Here is an 18801-nt window from a genome sequence, read left to right as displayed (position 1 = left end):
GTTACAGATTCCGCGTAACCAGGATGCGGCAGCCAACTCATCACGCTACATACTTACCTCATAATTCATTTATGATTTTGCAGGTTTTTTCAATGTTCTCAAATTCCAGATCGGGATACATCGGCAGGCAGAGCACGCGCAGCGCAATATCTTCTGAAATAGGGCAGGGTTGGGTCGATTTCAGAAACGGCAACTGGTTCAGCGACGGGTAAAAATACCGGCGCGGATAAATCTGTTCGGCTTCCAAAGCCGCCTTTGCCGCCAGTAGTTTTGCTTCGGACCGGAAGACAACCGGGTAATAGGCGTAGTTGTACTGGACAGTGGGCCGCAGGCTGGGGCGTTGCAGCTCCGAAAAGTCAAGCAGGGTGTCATACAGGCCGAAACGTTCTTTGCGGGCGGCAATCAGGTCCGAAACCCGCGGAAGGAGACAAAGCCCCATGGCCGCGTGCAGTTCCGAATTTTTGCCGTTTATGCCGTAGTCCAGATAGTCGTCGAACCGGTGCCCGAAACTCCGAAGCTGTTGGATTTTGTCAAGGATAACTGGATCGGTACTCGTTACCAACCCGCCTTCAACCGTATGAAACACCTTCGTGGCATGGAAACTACAGGTACTGACATCGCCATATGCGAAGGCCGACTGGCCGTTGTAGGTTGTGCCGAACGTGTGTGCGCCATCGTAGATCACTTTTAGCCGGTGTTTCTGCGCAATGGCCTCGATTTCTTCCACCCGGCAAACGTTCCCATATACGTGGGTCGCCAGAATCGCTTCCGTATTTTCGGTAATCAGCCGTTCAATTTTGGCCGGATCGATGGTGTAGTCATCGGGCAGGATATCGGCAAAAACCGGGGTACAGTTTTCCCACAGAATAACATTGGTGCTGGCGCAGTACGAAAACGGCGTGGTGATGATCTCTTTGGTCAGCCCCAGTGCCTTGATGGCCATCTGCAAAACGATGGTCCCATTGCCGCAATAGAGCAGGTTGTCAATCCCCAGATATTGTTTCAGGTCCTGCTCCAGTTGCTGGACGAGCGGGCCGTTATTGGTCAGGTGAACGCGTTCCCAGATTCCCTCAAGGTGTTTGACGTATTCTTCAAGGGGAGGAAGGTACGATTTGGTAACGTTAATCATTCAGAATGTTTTCTTCCATCATTTCGGCGTGGAACTTCAGTTGTGGACGGACATAACCGGGCCACTTTCCATACCAGGCGACCCCATCGCGGTAGTCGGCGACGTCAAAGATAAGCCCTTCTTCCAAATTGTAGAGAGGAGTGACCGTATCTTTTACAATCATCATGGAAACATTGTACGTACCGTCGTTCAGGAAATGCCCCGGAACGACGCATTCCCCCGAAATCAGCCCTTTCCCGAAGGATTGGGATTGAGTCCCGACGTTAAAGATCACTTCGCCGGTCATCGAGTTCAGGTGGAGGCTCAGGTTTAAATTGGCCTGATCCATGAGGTTCCAGTACTCGAACCGGATCCGGAAGGGCGTCCGGACATCGATATAAGTCTGGTCGTCGACGAATTCGGGTAAAATCTCGATTTTCTTGACCCGAACCAGGTTGTTACCAGGGGCATCGTCGGGGGTAGCCCACTCGCGGACCATCCGGGTTTTGGAGACTTTGCTGAGGTAAGAGGCAATAACCTGATTGGTTTCCCCCTGTTCGATCAGCTGGCCCCGTTCGAAGTATAAGGTCCGGTTGCAAAGGGCCGAAACCGCCGTCATGTTGTGGCTCACGAACAGAATCGTCCGTCCGTTGGAGGCAACATCCCGCATTTTTCCGAGACATTTTTTCTGGAACTCGGCATCGCCTACGGCCAGCACCTCGTCAATAATCATGATCTCGGGATCGAGGTGGGCGGCAATGGCAAACCCCAGCCGGACATACATCCCGGACGAGTAGCGTTTAACGGGCGTGTCGAGAAACTTTTCAATGCCTCCGAAGGCCACAATTTCGTCGAACTGGCGCTTGATTTCGTCCCGGGTCATGCCGAGAATGGCGCCGTTGAGGAAAATGTTTTCGCGCCCTGTCAGTTCCGGATGAAAACCGGTGCCGACTTCGAGCAGGCTGGCCACGCGGCCCCGGATACTGATCCGGCCGTGGGTCGGTTCCGTAATCCGGCTGAGAATTTTAAGCAGGGTGGACTTGCCAGCCCCGTTATGGCCCACGATCCCGATCCGGTCACCCTGTTCGATGGAGAAACTGACGTCCCGCAAGGCCCAGAAATCTTCGTGTTCGATGCGTTCGTGATCCGAACCTGGCGTACCCTTACCACCAAATAATTTACTCAACTGCTCCGTAACCGCATCCTTAATGCTGGCACTTCCCTTTCCCCGTTTATGGTCGATAATGTATCGTTTACTAATTCCCTCTGCTGTGATGACCGCCATACCTGACTGGTTTGCAAGTTGCTTATTTTCAGTATTTGGGTTTGGGTTTAAATATAACGCTATCCGTAGCGAATATCGGCAACAAATGACGTAATTCTAAATGTCGTCTACAAAGGTATTTTCCCGTTTACGGAAAAAGTAGACCGAAATGCAAAGAAAAAGACCAATAATCAGCACGGAGTTAAGCACGCTGGCCGGATTGAAAAACGCGTTTTCGCCCAGCAGGCTCCATTTAAAACCGTCGATGATGCCCACCATCGGATTGATATAGTACAGGGAATGCCACCATTCCCCGGCGTTTTCTTCCACCAGGCGACTGCTGTACGCAATTGGGCAGGCGTAAAAACCGATCTGAACGATGAACGGAATCAATTGCCCGATGTCCCGGAACCGCACATTCAATACGGCAAAGATAAGACCAAATGCAAAGGACGCCAGCAGTGCCAGCAGGATAAAGAACGGCAGAAACAGGATATGCCAGTCGGGCACAAACCGGTACCAGACCGCCAGCATAACGAACAGTCCGAGCGAAACCAGAAAATCGATAAAGCTGACGAACGATGAACTGAGCGGCATGATCAACCGCGGGAAGTAGACTTTCGTAACCAGATTGGCGTTTGCGGTAATACTGGTGCTGATCTGCGTAAAGGCGTTGGAAAAGAAAGTCCAGATCGTCAGACCGGCCAGAATCATCAGGGGATACGGAATGCCGGGATCGCCTTTCAGTTTCGCCACTTTGCTGAAAACGAAAAACATGATCAGCATCGTGATCAGCGGACGGATCAGGCTCCAGGAGGTTCCCAGAATGGTTTGTTTGTAACGGACCGAAAGGTCCCGCATGGATAAGATGTAGAGCAGTTCCCGGTTTCGCCACAAGTCCTGCCAGTAATTCTTCTGCGACCGGCCTGATTCAATTACCACTTCGTGTGTTTTCACAAACAGTTCCTCAAATGATGGTGAGCAATTTATACTGAAAAATGAATAATGAACAACGAAATCGCCGGATTACAGATGAAAGGGTCTGCCGGTCGTTCGTCGTTCATTATTCACTGGAAATTAATCCTCTTGTTGTTTCATTAACTCTGCATGATACTCTGGTAGGTCTGCCGCAGGAAGATGAAGATCAGCCCCAGCATCAAACCGAGTATCAAACCGGCTTTCATGGCATAGGGTTCGTGGGACTCTTTATAAAGGGGCAGCGAAACCGGTTCTACAATGGTAAAAAGTGGCGCTTCTTTAATCAGACTTAGGTTGAGGTTGTCGACACTTTGCACCGCCGAATAGTACAGTTGTTGCAGGAAGGTCGAGTTGCGGGTCAACTTGGTCTGTTGCAACTGACCTTCGGCCACCACAATTTGCTGGTTTTGGTCAATATAGCGGGCCAGATTGGAATCATTCTGACCTAATACTCTCCCCAGTGAATCCCGGCGGGCTTTCATCAGGTCCCGCATTTCCGTGGTTTTCTGGGTCTGTTTTTCCGTGTAATCCTGCTGCACAATGTCGAGCAGAATGTTGAGCCATCGGGCGGCCAGCAATTCCGCGTGCATCCCGGCCCGTAAGGTCAGGAAGGACGATTTCCGGTCGAGCTGCGCAATGCTGGTTTCCCCCTTAATCCGGTTGAAAACCCCATCCAGCGCCTTGCTTTCCAGGCGGGTAAGACTTTTCGCATCTTTGCCCCGCACAAATCGGAAATTCCGCAGGGTATCATCCTTTTCCCACTCATCATCCCGAATCCCGCTATGACGGATATAGTAATTGATCATCAGATCCCGCCGTCCGGGAGTGGGCACAAGCGTCGTATCGATTTCCTTCATCAGGGCGCGGGTGATGATGGGCTTCGACATTACGTAATAGAGGAAGTTTTCACCCGTAAAAATGTTGGCATCCGGGGCACCGCCCGACAAACCAAACATCCCGGCCAGACTCCCAAGGTCCCCCAAGCCTCCCTGCGCCGAACCCGCCCCCAGGTTGAAGGTTAGGGTGGCCGTGTAGGTCGGTCTTTTGTCCAGGTTCAAATCGACGATAAATCCGATAATACCGCCCAGCAGGGTAATGATTAACAGCATCTTCCAACTCCGGACGACTTGGTCCTTGAAGACGATAAACCGGTTTACCACTTCCTTGGGTGAAATCTGATCGGGGGGAAGTTGGTTTTTATCCGTATTTCTTGAATCGATGGTTTCCATAGTGGCAAATTAACCTTGATTTCGGGACTATTGGGATAATGCTTTGAAAGCCAGAACCGTGGTGATCAATCCCATCACCGAACCAACGATGCCGGTTGTGCTTTGAATAATCTGCAACGGAGTCAGCTCGCCCTTGGTCGACTGCGGAACAATGATCTCGGAACCGGGCTCCACGCGGGGATAAACGTTGAAAAACGCAAAACGACGCGTACGATCGGCCGACCCATTGGCGTACACCACATAGGCGCGTTTGCGGGCTGAGCGGCTCGTGAAACCACCCGCCTGCGAAATGTAATCCTGGAAGGAACTTCCCCGGCGGAATTTCGCCGTGGTGGGCAGCAGCACTTCGCCCCCGACGCGTACGGTCTCGAGTTTCTTAGGAATCCGCAGGATATCACCTTCCTGCAGAATCATGTCTTCCGTCGAGCCGGGGTTGTCCATGATTTTTCGTAAGCTAATACCAATTTGCTGTTCGGCGCCCTGATTGGCCGTTCCGGCTTTAACCACCGCTTTGGGCGCATCATCCGCCAGTTCATTGATGGCCTGTTCGCGCATTTGCTTTTCGGCCTCACTGAGCTGGATGATCCGGACCAGCGTAGCGCCCTCCACATAGGCAAATGGCGAAAGACCGCCCGCCATTTTAACCAGGTCAGAGATTCGCTGGTCTTTGGTAATCAGCGGGTATTGGCCGGGCATCACCACCTCACCATCCACGTGCGCAAACGTCTGCTCCTGGTAGTTGGGCGACCGGCGAACGTGTACCAGATCGTACGGCATTAACATAAACCGGCTGTCGGTTGGTTTTAAACTCAAGTCCCGATCCACGTTAAACCGGTACACTTCCGAAATCTGGGCCGATTTTGAAGAAATATCCACATCTTTCTTCCGGCGAACGACCTCAACCTGCGCAGCGGCCGCCGATTCCTTCAAACCGCCCGCCCGCAGAATCAGGTCTTCCAGCGTCATATTGGCCACGTAGGGCGTGGCCTCAATGGGGGTGATCACTTCTCCAATAATGCCAACTTCGGCAAATTCGGCCATTTCGAACCGCGATGGAATAATTACCTGATCTTCCCGTTTCAGCTCCACGTCCGGTTTGGTGCCATTCAGGATTTCGTTCAGATTCAGGGAAATGTTCTCGATGGCCATGTCATCCCGGGTCCGTACAATCTGAATCCGTCCCGTGAAGGCTTCTCCTTTTAAACCTTCGGCGCTGTTAATCAGTTGCTTCAGCGTTTTGTTCTGATCCAGTGAGAAGATGCCTGGCCGAAAGACGGCTCCCTGAATTCCCACCTGGTTTTCATACCGGACCAGGACATTTTCAACCGAAACCTGGTCGCCATCCAGCAGGACGAAGGACGGAAAGTCGGATTCAACGACATCGATCACCTTCATTTCACGGCTGGTAAACCGCGTCACCTTCAGTCGGGCCCGGTAGGCATTGCTCGAAAAACCGCCGGCCAGTTCCAGCAGACGGCTCATGGTTTCGTTGGGCAATAATTCAAAAATGTTATTCCGGCGAGTCGCTCCATTGATCTCAACGTGGCTTTTGAAGGTCGAAAACCGAATATTGTCGTTGTCCTGCAAACGAACATCGTTCCGCTGAATTCCGGTGATGAGCAGGTCGTAGAGGTCGAGGGTGGCGACAACCCGGTTGCTGCGAATCACCTGAACGTTCCGGAACGAACCGATTTCATTGGGGCCGCCCGCTTCATAAATAACGTTCAACGCGGTTGAGAGCGACGAAACGGTGTAGGTGCCCGGCCGGATGGCTTCCCCGGTGACGGTCACCCGGATGCTGCGGATGTCACCCAGCGTAACCACCATGTAGGTGTTAGCGGGACCGTAGGGACCACTTTTCAGGCCCACGTAGATCTTGGACAACCGATCCAGAATCCGTTTTTTCGCCTGGTCGATGGTCAACCCCGAAATGTGAATCGGGCCCACGCGCGGGATGTAGATAAAACCGTCGGCGTTAACCGTCGAGAGGTAAGAGGCTTCGGAAAAACCGTATATATTAATATTTAACTGATCATTGGGGCCGACGACATAGCCGTTCGGCGTGGCGATGTTCAGGTTCGGCTGAAACAGGCTTTTATTAGCCGGATCGTTAAAGAGTTGATACCCGAACAATTTCCGCCGTTGGGCCGCCAGTTCCCGTTCGCGCAGTAACTCCAGTTCGGTTTTTTGCTGGGCGTCGTCGCTGGTTTCCAGGGCGGCATCATCGGTGGCGTTAACGCCTTTGTTGGCGTTCGCATCCGTTGCGGTTTGCTGCCCTTGCTGCGTTGTTCCCTGTCCCGGGGTTGTCCCGGTTTGTCCACGGCCTTGTTGCGTTGTTCCCTGCTGAGTTGTTCCTGTAGCACCGGGCTGTGTACGGGGTCCCTGTTGCGTTGCTCCGGCACCGGTTTGCTGGCCCCGGGGGGCGTTGCCGGACTGTCCCGGTACCTGTCCGGCGGGGGCCTGTCCCTGGGCAGGACGTGGTACACCGGCGGGGAGTGTTGCTGGCGCGGATGTAGGGGCTGAAGGAGCCTGAATGACCTGAGCCGTTGCCTGTAGGGCTGTGCAGACAACCATTACACCCAGAACGGTTTTGCGGAAAAATTGCATCGAAGAGTAGGCGAAAAATTTTGAGCTAAAACAATGGAAATGTGGAGATTTTTGCATATTTTTAAGAATGTATACAACCGGTTTTCGGTGATCAATCTTATTTGCTTTTGTTTTCTACTTGTAGTAAATCGTGTAATGCCGTAATTTAACGCACTTTGCGCTACAAAGTAAACGAACTTTTCGTACTTTTTAAACATTTTCTTTTTAAAGGTCAGAATTTCATATTTTGCGAACATGAAACGAATTGGTTCGGCTTAGCGTCTCGGCTGAAAAACGGTTTTTTTCGTGTTTTCTGATAGTAATCCAGTATAAAAGTCACATGGCAGACAGTAACCAACAATACACAGAAGATAGCATTCGTTCGCTCGACTGGCGGGAACACATCCGGCTCCGGCCCGGTATGTACATCGGGAAACTGGGCGATGGATCGGCCGCCGATGACGGGATTTACGTTTTGCTCAAAGAGGTGGTGGACAATTGCATCGACGAACACGTGATGGGCAATGGGAAAACCATCGACATCAAGGTGAGCGATCACCGCGTGGAAGTGCGCGACTATGGCCGGGGCATTCCGCTGGGCAAGGTGGTCGATGTGGTTTCCAAGATCAATACCGGCGGCAAATACGACTCGGGCGCGTTTCAGAAATCGGTGGGCCTGAACGGGGTCGGCACCAAAGCCGTCAACGCCTTATCAACGTTTTTCCGGGTGCAGTCGTACCGCGACGGAAAAACAGTCTGGGCCGAATTTGAACGGGGCGTTTTGGCGCGCCAGGGGGAGGATAGCTCCAGCCAGCGCAACGGAACGCTCGTGGTTTTCGAACCCGATAATACGGTTTTCAAGAATTTCCACTACATCCCCCAGTTTCTGGAAAACATGATCTGGAATTATTGTTACCTGAACGCCGGGTTAACCATTAATTTCAACGGTCAGAAGTTTGTTTCCCAGAATGGCCTGCTTGATCTGCTGCGGAACAAAACCGACGAAGAAGCCATCCGGTATCCCATTATTCACCTGAAAGGCCACGACATCGAAATTGCCATGACGCACGGCAATCAGTACGGTGAGGAATATTATTCGTTTGTCAACGGTCAGAATACTACCCAGCATGGCACACACCTGGCGGCTTTGCGGGAAGCGGTGGTTAAAACGGTTCGGGAGTATTATAAGAAAGAATACGAGGCCTCGGATATCCGGGCGTCGATCATTGCGGCCATCAGCATTCGGGTGCAGGAGCCGGTTTTTGAATCCCAGACCAAAACCAAACTGGGGTCTATCAACATGGCGCCGGACGAAAATAGTCCGACGGTGCGTTCGTTTGTGGTTGACTTTGTCAAGAACCAACTCGACGACTTCCTGCACATGCATACCGAGACACAGGAAGCGCTTAAAAAACGGATCGAACAGTCGGAGCGGGAACGGAAAGAATTGGCGGGCATCAAAAAACTGGCGAACGACCGGGCGAAGAAAGCCAATCTCCACAACAAGAAACTGCGCGATTGCCGGAATCACCTGCCCGACCTGAAGGCCGACGACCGCTACAATACGACCCTCTTCATTACAGAAGGGGACTCCGCCAGCGGGTCCATCACCAAGTCGCGGAATGTATCGACCCAGGCGGTTTTTAGCCTGCGTGGAAAACCCCTGAACTGCTTCGGGCTGACCAAAAAAGTGGTCTATGAAAACGAGGAGTTCAACCTGCTGCAACACGCACTGGACATCGAAGACGGGCTGGACAGTTTGCGTTACAACCGCATCGTGATTGCCACCGATGCCGACGTGGACGGGATGCACATCCGCTTGCTGATGATGACGTTCTTCCTGCAGTTCTTCCCGGATCTGGTACGGAACGGCCACCTCTATATTCTGGAAACCCCGTTGTTCCGGGTCAGGAATCCGAAAAACCACAAGGAAACGATCTACTGCTATTCGGAAGAGGAAAAACAGCAGGCCATCGATAAGCTGACCAAAGGTGGCAAAAAAGTGGAGATTACCCGGTTTAAAGGACTGGGCGAAATCTCGCCGGATGAGTTCGGTCTGTTCATCGGCGACAACATGCGGCTGGAACCGGTGATTATGGAAAAAGAAACGTCCATTCCGAAACTGCTCAGCTACTATATGGGTAAAAATACGCCTGATCGCCAGCGGTTTATCATCGAAAACCTCCGAATTGAAAAAGACATGGAGGAGGTCGCACTGGTGTTGGATTAAAAAAATTGTCGTTACACAGAATTAATCAAAGAACTCTGTGTAACGACAATTTTTAACTCTTTTTCCACAGTTTATTACTCAACACCTCATTCAAGACCTGATCGCGGTAATTCCGGCTGATCGGAATGCGGTGCGACTGGATAAAGATCTCGTTGCCTTCGATGCCGTCGATCTTGCTGGTGGCCACCATGTACGATTTATGCACCCGGATAAACGAACGGGGCCCCAGATTCTGCTCCAGACTTTTCATATTCAATAACGTGACATACTTGCCTTTGCTGGTGAAAATGGTCACGTAGTTCTGAAGGCCTTCCACAAACAGAATGTCCGCGAAGTAAAGTTTCTCGTATTTATTCCCGCATTTGATGAAGAAATAATCGCTACCGGTTTCCGGTTTGTGCGAAGAAACCGCCCCCGAATGCGTCAGCAGCCGGTGGTATTCCTGGGCTTTGTTGGCCGATCGGAAAAACCGGTCGAAGGTGATGGGTTTCAGCAGGTAATCCAGCACGTTGAGCTGAAACCCTTCCAGCGCGTACGTCGGATAGGCCGTGGTAATGACCACCATCGGCGGTTTTTGTACGATTTTCAGGAAATCGATGCCGTTCATTTTGGGCATCTGAATGTCGAGAAAAATCAGGTCGGCGGGTTGCTGGTCCAGCAGGGAGAGCAGTTCCAGTGGGTTTTCGCAGCTTCCGATCAGGTGCAGGAAATCCACTTCCCGGACGTAATTGGCCAGGCCTTCCCGCGCCAGGGGCTCATCGTCAATAATTACACAGGTTAACATACGCCAGGTTTCGATTAAGCCAGTTGTAACGTTGGTGTCAACACAAAATCCGAGAGGGTTAATGATAACGAAACGTCAAACCGATTCGGGGAACGTTCGATCACCAAGTCATGCTGGTCGGGATACACCAAATCCAGCCGTCGCTGCACATTTTTCAATCCGATGCCACCGTAATGAATTACCTCCGGGATGCCTTCCGGGGTCGCACTGTTTACCACCCGAAAAGCCAGTTGCGAGCCGTTCAGGTCCAGTTGGATGGTGATCCTGTTCGGCTGGTCGCTGTGCCGGGAAACGTGCTTGAAGGCATTTTCAACGAAAGTCATCAGAATGAACGGCGCAATTCCCAAATGATCGGCGTACACCGGCTCGCGATCGAAGGTTACCTGAACGTTGCTATTCTGGCGGAGCTTTTCCAGTTCGATGAAATTCTCGATATACGCAATTTCCTTTCCCAGCGGAATCTGGGCGTCGTTGCACTCGTACAACTGATACCGCAGCAGTTCCGAGAACTTCGCCAGCGAGGCCGAGGCTACGTCCGGGTTTTTATGAATCAGGAAAAAAATGGAGTTGATCGTGTTGAACAGAAAGTGCGGATTAAATTGATTCTTCAAAAACTTCAGCTCGGTTTCCAGCTTTTCTTTTTCCAGCACTTGCTGCCGCTGGCGGGTCTGAATCCAGTTTTTGGTGAGTTTGATGCTCATGGCCAGCGTCATACTGGCGACGGTCGAAGGCAGGGCGTTGCTCAGAAACCGGAAAAAACAATCGGCCTCCGAACCCCCACCGTAAAGCTCGTCCAGCGACCGCCCGGTCACGTAGCTGCTGACGTAATAGCCGGAAATCGTGCAGAGCGTTGCCACCGTCACCGTCAGCACGAGATACGTGATATACCTTCCAACCCGGTTTTTTTCGAGGTAGCGCGGAAGGAGGTAATAGAGGTTGAAATAAACCGCCAGCGCCTGAAACACCACGTAAAAACTGTATTTGATCGTATATGGGAAGAACGTCAGCGAATTGAACGCCTTGACGGGATTGCCCAGGGTAACGACCCACCAGAGGTAATGGTACAGAAACCAGAACGGCAAATGGTAGATCTTGTACCTGAAGAACCAGTGCTGGCTGGATTGGTCTGGAAATAATGCCGTCATAGGCAACGCAGTGCTAACGATAAATACCTGTATCTAAGGTACATCAATCGTGGCAGTTTACGCAGCTTCTATCCATGAACGACCTGAAATAATTGATCAAGAACGGTTTGGGGTGGATAACCGGTGATAGGCCCGGGAACTCCGCCCGGTTTTTGGCCCGGAACGCTTTTGAGGCATTTCGTCAACTTGCGACGACGCGTGGTCATTTTGCTTTTTCCGACGGTTTTGGTCCGTCTTTCTTTGGGCTAAACTGTTGGAGAAACCGCCATGAAAACCGTTCTGATCACCCTGCTCGTGCTTATACTCAGCCCAATCGCCCGGGGCCAGATCACCGGATACTTCACCACTCTGGCGGGGCAGCCGGTTCCGTTCGCGAATGTCCTGCTGCTGAAAAGTGCGGATAGTTCGCTGGTCAAAGCGACCTTGACATCCGAACAGGGCTTTTTCCGGCTGGAAACCGTCCCGCCGGGAACCTACCGGCTGCGGGTCAGTAGTCTGGGCTACCAGACCTGGATATCGCCGGTTTTTGAACTGTCTGCCAACCAACTCGTCCTGGAAACCGGTGTGCACGTTGTGTCGGAAGAAGCCCGACAGTTGAGCGAGGTGGTGGTCCGGGCCGCAAAACCGCTGTATGAACCAAGTGCGGAGGGCACGACCATCAACCTCGAAAGCAGTGTGTTATCGAAAGGAAGCTCGGTATTGCAGATTCTGGAACGGTCGCCCGGTGTCCAGATTGATTACCAGCATAACAGCATCGGGTTGAACGGGAAAAGCGGTGTGACGGTTTTGCTGAATGGCAAACCGGTGCGGATGCCGGTGGAACAGCTGGTGGCCCTGCTGAACGGCATGAGTGCCGATAACATCGAAAAAATCGAATTGCTGACAACGCCCGGTGCCCGCTTCGACGCCGAAGGCAGCGCGGGCGTGATCAACCTGGTCCTGAAAAAGAATACAAAACCGGGCACGAACGGGTCGTTTTCGGTAACGGGCGGGTACGGCCGGGGTGAAAAGGGAGCCGCCAGCCTGAACCTGTCCCACCGTTTACAAACTATCGACCTGTACGGGACCTATTCGTTCCTGCGCGACCGGACCTACAGCGAAATGACCGTCATCAGTGCGCAGAACATGCCCACGCTGGGCGGAGATTTATCCGTTGATGGGGTAGACACCACCCAGGCGCTGCAGAACAACCATGATCTTAAGTTGGGTATTGATGCGCGGCTGACGTCCAAAACAACCATAGGGGCTACAATGGCCCTGAACAGCAGCGTGCGATCTTCCACCAACTTGAATCAGTTCGGTTTTACAGTTTTGCCCGATTCCACGATGCAGTACCGGGGACGGATTGATGGCGTCAATCGCTGGCGAAACCGGCTCAGTTCGTTTTATATCGAACAAAAAAGGCGGGATGGCGAACAACTCAACGGGGCACTCGACTACCTCTATTTCACCAACCACAGTCCGCTCGATGTGCGGAGCACGTTTCAGAATCAGGACGGCAGTCAGGCCGGACAGAACGATAGCCTGTTTGCACCCCACCAGCGCGGTTTGGCCCGGACCGCCATTCGGGTGGGTGTTGCCAAGTTGGATTATGTCCGGCAAGTGTCGGCCCGGGTAAAACTGGAAGCCGGTTTGAAAGGAACCCTCACGCGCAACCGCAGTTCGGCGGGCATTGAGAGTCGGATTGATGAAAATTGGGTCAGCCGCACCGAAACCGCCAGCAAAATTGTCATGCGCGAGCGCATCGGCGCGGTGTATACGTCCCTGAGCACGCACCTTAACCCGGCCACGAATCTGGTGGTGGGTGTTCGGTATGAGCATTCGCGGACCCTCATGGACGACCCTGACCGGACAAAACCGGTGGTAGACCGAAAGCTTGGGGTGCTATTCCCAAGCCTTTTCCTGACCCGGAAAGTGGGTGATCAGGGGGAGCTTCAGCTTTCGTATACCAAACGGATCAGTCGCCCTTCGTACACAGATCTGGCTTCATTTGTCCGCTACAGCGATCCGTCGGCGGTGTATACGGGGAATCCTTTTCTGAAACCGGCCCTGACGAACAACCTGAAAGTCGGGTACGCAGTTCGGGGGTATGCGGTTTCGCTGCTTTTCAGCCGGGACGATGAACTGATTGCGCGGTATCAGCTGACCGAAAGTCCGGCCCGAAACCTGCTCTTTATTTCGCCCCAGAACCTGACCTGGCAACATAGCGTGACGTTGCAGGTGAATGCTCCCTGGAAAATCCGGAACTGGTGGGAGATGAGCTACAGTTTTACCGGTGGCCCGCGCTGGTTAAGGGCCGACTATACGCCCAAACCGGTTGAAAAAGCCTATTTGTGGCATTCGGCAACGATGAGCCAGGTCGTGAAATTACCCCGCCGGTTTTCAGCGGAAGTGTCGGGCTGGTACAATTCGGTATTCTTCAATGGAACCATACGGGTGGAAGCGATGGGCGCTCTGAACGCCGGAATCAAGAAAGAACTGAAAAATAACGGTGGCACCCTGCAACTGGCGGTGACGGATCTGTTGCAAACGATGCAGATCAATGTCCGGTACGGTACGGTTGCGGAGGAGGCTTTTTCCATTCGCAGTGCGGTGAAAATCAATACCGAATCCCGACTGTCTCCCATCGTCAAACTGAGTTATTCCCGCGCGTTCGGTACTGCCGGGTCGAAAGGTGACAAACGCAAAGAGGCCGGTTCGCAGGATGAACGCGACCGGATTCAGAAAAATTAAGCCAGTAGTCTTATTTTTTGGGTACTTTTGTGCGCCGAAGCTGGTCGGGAATCGATGGACGATAAAACCGTGGTGTTCCCGGCGGCAACCGCCTTTTACCCAAAACTTTTTTGCCAGTGACGCTCGAATCCCTCCGTACGCAAATCGATAGCATCGACGATCAGCTCCTGCAACTGCTGAACCAACGCATGGAAGTGGTCAGGCAGGTGGGCGAATTGAAGAAATCCAGCAAATCGGTCATTTACCGGCCTGAACGCGAAAAACAGATTCTCGACCGGCTGCATCAGGCGAATAAGGGCCTGTTGACGCCCGCAGCCATCGACGCGATTTACCTTGAAATTTTTGCGGTTTCTCGGAATCTGGAGATGCCGGAGCGGGTTGCTTATCTGGGACCGGAAGGAAGTTTTACGCACCAGGCCGCCGAAAGCCGGTTTGGAGCGATGAGCGAATACCTGGCCCTGCCCACCATCCGCTCGGTGTTTGAGAGCATCGAAACCGGCCGGTGCCGGTTTGGCGTGGTCCCGATCGAGAATAATCAGGAGGGTGTGGTCAACGAAACCATCGATTTGCTGAACGAAAAGGACCTGGTCATTGCCGCCGAAGCCCAGATTCCGGTGCATTTTACGTTTGCGACCCAAACCGATGTCTTGAGTGAAATCACGCACATTTACTCGAAAGACATTGCGTTTGGCCAGTGCAGCAAGTTTTTGCGGGAGTATTTCGACGGTTTGCCGGCAGAACTGGTACCCGTTGAATCCACGTCCAAAGCAGCAAAACTGGCGGCTCAACAGCCCCGAGCCGCTGCCATCTGTTCCAATATTGCGTCCAAATTGTTCGGCGTACCGGTTTTGTTTGATAACATCGAGGATACCGACCTCAACCGGACGCGGTTTCTGGTGCTGGCCAAAGACTTCGTAAACCAGAAAAGCGGTCACGATAAAACCACCATCGTGGCCCGGCTGCCGAACACCAACAAACCCGGGGTGCTGGCGCAGTTTCTCCAGGAGTTCGACGCCCGCCATATCAACCTGACGAAAATCGAAAGCCGCCCCCTGCGAGAAGGGGCGACGTTCCGCTATTGGTTTCTGATTGAATTTGAAGGGCACGCCAACGATGCACCCATTCAGGAGATTCTGCAACACCACGGTGCCAACGTAAAATGGCTGGGAAGTTACGTGAAGGTTTCGTAAGTAGCTGATAATAAGGGCACTAAAACCGTATTTCCAGTTGGAGGGAGATATTCCGGTTTTTGTACGAACTGCTGTAAAACGGGAGGAACGATCCGCCGACCGGCCCGATATCCCGCAATCCCAGGTCGTACTGGAGCCGTAAGGCATTTTTTTCGAATTCGAAACCAACACCCGCGCCCAGGCCGTAATCGAACGCTTTCAGCCCTTTGCCACCGAATGTCTTCTCTTCCAGGGTCGTGTTTTCGATCATGTCACCGAAGATGAGGTCGCCAGTTAACCGGGTTTTTCCGCCAATTCCCTGCGCAACATACGGGCCCGCGTTCAGCACCAGCCGGGTTGCTGGCCGGATTTTCAGGCTGTAGCCAAGGTGAACCGGCAGTTGCACATAGTGCTGATGGCTGATCAGAACCGCGTCTCTGCCCGGATTAATCATCTGTTCATCAAACCCGAGCGGAGCCGTACCCGTAATTTTGGCTCCTTTGGTGATAAAGGACAAACCAGACTGAAGAAACCAGTTATCCTGGAAATGGTAGGCCGTCGTAACCCCGATGGCAAAACCGGGTTTCAGTCCGCTTCCGGGAACCGAAGGTTGGCTGATTTGTACCGTAGAAAGGGTTAAGCCACCCCGGATTCCAACCGTAAACAACGGGTTTTGAGCGGCCAGCGAAAATCCGATCAGGGCAAAGGCGAGGGTGAAGAAGGGTCGGGAAAAACGTTTCATTCGTTCTGATTAAAATAGGTTCAACGGTTCGTATGACCCGTTTGCCCCACAAAACCGTTGGAACGAGTGACGTATTTAGTGCTTTCCTGACCTATTCAAAAACCGTCCTTACCTCCCCAGAATCCGTCTGGATTGTTCCACATCCAGGTTCATCTGATCCACCAGGGCCGCCAGCCCGTCAAACTTCAGTTCCGGGCGCAGGTACTCGATGAAGCGGACGGTGAGGTGTTCGCCGTAGATTTCCTGCTTGAAGTCAAGAATAAACACCTCGATGGTTCGGTGGGTGCCGCCGACGGTGGGCCGCGTACCGATGCTCATGGCGCCCCCCAGTTTCTCGCCCTTATAAATCACCTCGGCCGCGTAAATGCCGTTGGCCGGAACCAGTTTGCTCGGGTCATCGACCTGAATATTGGCCGTCGGAAAACCGATGGTCCGGCCCAGTTGCTGGCCTTTGACGATGGTGCCGCTCAGGCTGTAGGGCCGTCCCAGAAATTTCGTGGCGGTTTTCAGGTCACCTTCCAGCAAGGCCGTCCGGATTTTTGACGAACTGACGCCCACATCCGCCACATCCTGGCGCGGAATTTCTTCGATTTCAAAACCGTACTGGTGCGCGTGCTGCTTCAGGTAGTCAAAACTGCCTTCGCGGTTCCGGCCAAAGTGGTGGTCGTATCCAATGACGAGTTTCTTCGTTCCGATTTTTTCGACCAGAATCTGCTGGATAAATTCGGCGGAAGAAAGCTCGGAAAACGAGCGAGTGAAAGGAATCACCACCAGGTGATCGATACCCGCTTCGGCCAGCAACTCGGTTTTTTCTTCCAGCGTCGAAAGCAGTTTCAAGCCCTGGCTATCGTTGGAAACAACCGTGCGGGGGTGCGGCCAGAACGTCAGGACGACGGTTTCGCCTTCCTGCGCCTGCGAATTTCCCCGCCGGGCAATTTCGGTCAGGCGGGTTAATATTTTCTGATGCCCCAGATGAACCCCATCGAACGTTCCACTGGTTACAACGGCATAGGGAATGGGGTGAAAGAAATCAGTTCCGTGGTAAATCTTCATGAGTGTAATGGCTCGACGGGGCGGTTTTTGCGAATAAAACCGTCGACGGTTTCAGCGTCTTCAATGCGAAAACCGCCAATTCGTGTTCGGCGGAGCGCTTTCAGATACGCTCCATTCTGCAAAAGCAGCCCCAAATCGCGCACTAAGCTACGGATGTATGTCCCTTTCGAGCAAACAATCCGGAAATCAATTTCGGGAAACCGGTCGGTGTCCACTTCAAAGGTAGTAACCGTAATGGTCCGGGATTTAATTCCGCCTTCCACTTTATTGGCGGTTTCGCCCCGGCGGGCGCGCTCGTACAGCCGCTCGCCATTGACCCGAACCGCGGAATAAATGGGCGGAATCTGGTCAATCACGCCGGTCAATTGCTCAACCGCTTCCTGAATTTTTTCGGGAGTAATGGAGGAAACATCGTATTCGGCATCGAAACCGGTTTCCAGATCCACGGAAGGCGTGGTTTTGCCGAGCACCAGCGTGCCGGTATATTCTTTTTGCTGCGCCTGGTAGGTATCAATCTGCTTGGTCATTTTACCCGTGCAGAGAATCAGCAAACCGGTGGCTAAGGGGTCGAGCGTTCCGGCATGGCCTATTTTCTTGAATTTACAGGCATACTTAAGCTTCTTGACCACGTCGAACGACGTCCAGGTAAGCGGTTTGTCGATGAGAATCAGTTGACCTTCGTCCATAATTATACCATCCAGGACCGGGACTGCGCCGAATAACGGGTTAACGAAGAGGAACGACCGTTCATTCTCTTCATCCTGTCACCGGTGGAATCCCCGTCCAAGACAGTTCAGACATTAAACAATATCCAGTTTTACGCCGGCGGCCATGAGGCCGAGGAGCAGCAAACCCAGGATAATGCGATAATAACCAAAGATTTTGAAACCGTATTTTGTCAGGAAACCGACGAAGCCGCGGATGGCCAGCAGACCCACGATAAAGGCCACCAGGTTGCCAACCAGCAGGACCTGAATGTCGTCGGACTGGATGGTTTTGTAGGTTTTCAGCAACTTATACCCCGAAGCCGCAGCCATCGTCGGGACGGCCAGGAAGAACGAGAACTCCGCAGCCTGTTTCCGGGTGAGGCCTTGGGCCATCCCACCGATGATGGTAGCCGCCGAGCGCGAAACGCCCGGAATCATGGCAATACACTGGAAAAAACCGATTTTGAGGGCTTCCGGAAAGGTCACGTCGTAATCGCGGGGAATCTGTTTGAAAATCCGGTCGATGTAAATCAGCAGGATACCGCCCAGCAACAGGGTGATCGCTACGACGGTCACGTTTTCGAGCAGGGAGTCGATAAAGTCGTTGAGTAAAAAACCGATAACGGCCGCCGGCAGAAACGCCACAAACAGTTTGAGGTAGAAATCGGTGGTTTGCAAAAACCGGCGCCGGTAGAGCACCAGCACCGAAATGATGCAACCGAACTGGATGTTGACGGTATACAGCTTGGTGAATTCCGACTGACTGATGCCGACCAGGGACGAATAAATAACCATGTGGCCCGTTGACGAAACCGGCAAAAATTCGGTCAGCCCTTCAATGATGGCAAGAATAATGGCGTGAAAAAAACTCATTGATTGGTGGGTCGGCGCAGGATTGCGAAAAATTCAAGAATAAAACCGCCCATCACGATCAACGGCCCGATGGTAAGGCCTAAAGCTCCGAAACCGAATTCTTCGGAATCGAGGCTCATGACGATGAAGCCAAACAAAATAATGACCACGCCAATGATCATCAGGGTGTAATTGGCGCGTCCGAAAGGAAGTTTACTCAT

Annotated in this window: 15 protein-coding genes; 3 read left to right on the top strand and 12 right to left on the bottom strand. The window is 52.6% G+C overall.

Annotation, left to right across the window (positions count from 1 at the left end):
• Positions 1-58 precede the first annotated feature (58 nt).
• The 5 genes from ACFPMF_RS06405 to ACFPMF_RS06385 all read right to left on the bottom strand — a co-directional run bounded on the left by ACFPMF_RS06405 (position 59) and on the right by ACFPMF_RS06385 (position 7186).
• Positions 59-1129: a DegT/DnrJ/EryC1/StrS family aminotransferase gene (locus tag ACFPMF_RS06405; protein ID WP_379842287.1), complete on the bottom strand. Its 1071-nt coding sequence runs from the start codon at positions 1127-1129 to the stop codon at positions 59-61.
• Positions 1122-2393, bottom strand: a complete 1272-nt coding sequence (locus tag ACFPMF_RS06400) for an ABC transporter ATP-binding protein (RefSeq protein WP_379842285.1) — start codon at positions 2391-2393, stop codon at positions 1122-1124. The genes ACFPMF_RS06405 and ACFPMF_RS06400 overlap by 8 nt, the downstream gene beginning before the upstream one ends.
• Positions 2394-2489: 96 nt before the next feature.
• Positions 2490-3329, bottom strand: coding sequence for an ABC transporter permease (locus tag ACFPMF_RS06395; RefSeq protein WP_379842283.1), 840 nt, complete (start codon positions 3327-3329; stop codon positions 2490-2492).
• Positions 3330-3469: 140 nt separating this feature from the next.
• Complete coding sequence (locus ACFPMF_RS06390; protein ID WP_379842281.1) at positions 3470-4579, bottom strand: hypothetical protein; 1110 nt, start codon at positions 4577-4579, stop codon at positions 3470-3472.
• Between the two features lie 27 nt (positions 4580-4606).
• Positions 4607-7186, bottom strand: a complete 2580-nt coding sequence (locus ACFPMF_RS06385) for a polysaccharide biosynthesis/export family protein (RefSeq protein WP_379842279.1) — start codon at positions 7184-7186, stop codon at positions 4607-4609.
• Positions 7187-7505: 319 nt separating this feature from the next.
• Between ACFPMF_RS06385 and ACFPMF_RS06380 the strand changes: the two genes are divergently transcribed.
• Entirely contained in the window at positions 7506-9395 is a 1890-nt protein-coding gene (locus tag ACFPMF_RS06380; RefSeq protein ID WP_379842277.1) for a DNA topoisomerase IV subunit B, read from the top strand.
• A 52-nt stretch (positions 9396-9447) separates the two neighbouring features.
• Here ACFPMF_RS06380 and ACFPMF_RS06375 read toward each other — a convergent pair whose 3' ends face one another.
• Both ACFPMF_RS06375 and ACFPMF_RS06370 read right to left on the bottom strand, forming a co-directional pair.
• A complete protein-coding gene (locus ACFPMF_RS06375; protein WP_379842275.1) occupies positions 9448-10179 on the bottom strand; it encodes a LytR/AlgR family response regulator transcription factor in 732 nt (243 codons plus the stop codon).
• Positions 10180-10193: 14 nt separating this feature from the next.
• Positions 10194-11324 (bottom strand): sensor histidine kinase, encoded by a 1131-nt coding sequence (locus ACFPMF_RS06370; RefSeq protein ID WP_379842273.1) that lies wholly within the window; start codon positions 11322-11324, stop codon positions 10194-10196.
• A 267-nt stretch (positions 11325-11591) separates the two neighbouring features.
• Between ACFPMF_RS06370 and ACFPMF_RS06365 the strand changes: the two genes are divergently transcribed.
• The gene (locus ACFPMF_RS06365) at positions 11592-14057 is read left to right on the top strand and encodes a TonB-dependent receptor (RefSeq protein WP_379842271.1); all 2466 of its coding nucleotides are present in this window, start codon (positions 11592-11594) and stop codon (positions 14055-14057) included.
• A 116-nt stretch (positions 14058-14173) separates the two neighbouring features.
• Positions 14174-15247, top strand: a complete 1074-nt coding sequence (pheA, locus tag ACFPMF_RS06360; protein ID WP_379842269.1) for a prephenate dehydratase — start codon at positions 14174-14176, stop codon at positions 15245-15247.
• Between the two features lie 19 nt (positions 15248-15266).
• Here the strand turns inward: pheA and ACFPMF_RS06355 are convergent, their stop codons facing one another.
• The 5 genes from ACFPMF_RS06355 to ACFPMF_RS06335 all read right to left on the bottom strand — a co-directional run bounded on the left by ACFPMF_RS06355 (position 15267) and on the right by ACFPMF_RS06335 (position 18801).
• A complete protein-coding gene (locus ACFPMF_RS06355; RefSeq protein ID WP_379842267.1) occupies positions 15267-15968 on the bottom strand; it encodes a porin family protein in 702 nt (233 codons plus the stop codon).
• Between the two features lie 108 nt (positions 15969-16076).
• Positions 16077-17021: a bifunctional riboflavin kinase/FAD synthetase gene (locus tag ACFPMF_RS06350; protein ID WP_379842265.1), complete on the bottom strand. Its 945-nt coding sequence runs from the start codon at positions 17019-17021 to the stop codon at positions 16077-16079.
• On the bottom strand, positions 17018-17707 hold the full coding sequence (gene truB, locus ACFPMF_RS06345) for a tRNA pseudouridine(55) synthase TruB (protein WP_379842263.1): 690 nt from the start codon (positions 17705-17707) through the stop codon (positions 17018-17020). The genes ACFPMF_RS06350 and truB overlap by 4 nt, the downstream gene beginning before the upstream one ends.
• Before the next feature lie 114 nt (positions 17708-17821).
• Positions 17822-18601: an undecaprenyl-diphosphate phosphatase gene (locus tag ACFPMF_RS06340; protein ID WP_379842261.1), complete on the bottom strand. Its 780-nt coding sequence runs from the start codon at positions 18599-18601 to the stop codon at positions 17822-17824.
• Positions 18598-18801, bottom strand: coding sequence for a DUF3098 domain-containing protein (locus tag ACFPMF_RS06335; protein WP_379842259.1), 204 nt, complete (start codon positions 18799-18801; stop codon positions 18598-18600). Before ACFPMF_RS06335 ends, ACFPMF_RS06340 begins: the two co-directional genes overlap by 4 nt.

The sequence above is a fragment of the Larkinella bovis genome, from assembly GCF_042655385.1.
GTDB lineage: Bacteria > Bacteroidota > Bacteroidia > Cytophagales > Spirosomataceae > Larkinella > Larkinella bovis.
Note: the sequence above shows the minus strand (reverse complement) of the source record. Positions and strands in the feature narration are given on the sequence as shown.

Excerpts from the sequence above, each read along its gene's own strand:
- ACFPMF_RS06405 (WP_379842287.1), bottom strand. The coding sequence starts at position 1,129 with ATGATTAACGTTACCAAATCGTACCTTCCTCCCCTTGAAGAATACGTC.
- ACFPMF_RS06400 (WP_379842285.1), bottom strand. The coding sequence starts at position 2,393 with ATGGCGGTCATCACAGCAGAGGGAATTAGTAAACGATACATTATCGAC.
- ACFPMF_RS06390 (WP_379842281.1), bottom strand. The coding sequence starts at position 4,579 with ATGGAAACCATCGATTCAAGAAATACGGATAAAAACCAACTTCCCCCC.
- ACFPMF_RS06385 (WP_379842279.1), bottom strand. The coding sequence starts at position 7,186 with ATGCAATTTTTCCGCAAAACCGTTCTGGGTGTAATGGTTGTCTGCACA.
- ACFPMF_RS06380 (WP_379842277.1), top strand. The coding sequence starts at position 7,506 with ATGGCAGACAGTAACCAACAATACACAGAAGATAGCATTCGTTCGCTC.
- ACFPMF_RS06375 (WP_379842275.1), bottom strand. The coding sequence starts at position 10,179 with ATGTTAACCTGTGTAATTATTGACGATGAGCCCCTGGCGCGGGAAGGC.
- ACFPMF_RS06370 (WP_379842273.1), bottom strand. The coding sequence starts at position 11,324 with ATGACGGCATTATTTCCAGACCAATCCAGCCAGCACTGGTTCTTCAGG.
- ACFPMF_RS06365 (WP_379842271.1), top strand. The coding sequence starts at position 11,592 with ATGAAAACCGTTCTGATCACCCTGCTCGTGCTTATACTCAGCCCAATC.
- ACFPMF_RS06355 (WP_379842267.1), bottom strand. The coding sequence starts at position 15,968 with ATGAAACGTTTTTCCCGACCCTTCTTCACCCTCGCCTTTGCCCTGATC.
- ACFPMF_RS06350 (WP_379842265.1), bottom strand. The coding sequence starts at position 17,021 with ATGAAGATTTACCACGGAACTGATTTCTTTCACCCCATTCCCTATGCC.
- truB (WP_379842263.1), bottom strand. The coding sequence starts at position 17,707 with ATGGACGAAGGTCAACTGATTCTCATCGACAAACCGCTTACCTGGACG.
- ACFPMF_RS06340 (WP_379842261.1), bottom strand. The coding sequence starts at position 18,601 with ATGAGTTTTTTTCACGCCATTATTCTTGCCATCATTGAAGGGCTGACC.
- ACFPMF_RS06335 (WP_379842259.1), bottom strand. The coding sequence starts at position 18,801 with ATGAGTAAACTTCCTTTCGGACGCGCCAATTACACCCTGATGATCATT.